The organism is Pseudomonas sp. CFBP 13719, assembly GCF_014842095.1.
Taxonomy (GTDB): domain Bacteria; phylum Pseudomonadota; class Gammaproteobacteria; order Pseudomonadales; family Pseudomonadaceae; genus Aquipseudomonas.
The window spans coordinates 1-338 of record NZ_JACYVB010000027.1 but is presented as its reverse complement, the minus strand read 5'-3'; the positions used below and the strand labels follow the sequence as shown (position 1 = coordinate 338).

At 61.8% G+C, this 338-nt stretch carries 1 protein-coding gene; it reads right to left on the bottom strand.

Annotated features, from left to right (window positions below; genetic code table 11):
• Window positions 1-338, bottom strand: a 338-nt coding sequence (locus IFT57_RS26850; RefSeq protein ID WP_192153238.1) for an immunoglobulin-like domain-containing protein, incomplete at both ends; no start/stop codon positions are given.

Below are 338 nucleotides of genomic sequence, written 5' to 3'. Positions count from 1 at the left end.
GTGCCGCTGGTTTCGCCCACACCGATGGTGATGATCTGGCTGTTCGACAAGGTCACGACGACAGGCGAGCCAGTCACTGGCGCGCCGACGGTGGCGGTGTAGAGGATGGTGCCGTTTTCCAGGGCGCCGCCTGCAGGAACGGTGGCGGTCAGCACGACGTTGGTGACGTCGATGCTGTCGCCCACTGGGGTCACGACCGGAGTGGTAATCGGGGTCAGCTGTTCGAAATTACCGCCAGTCACGCCAGTAATGGCAGTGCTGATCGTGTCCGCACCGTTGTAGACGTCATTGCCCAACGCGAAAGAAACCGTGCCGCTGGTTTCACCCACACCGATGGT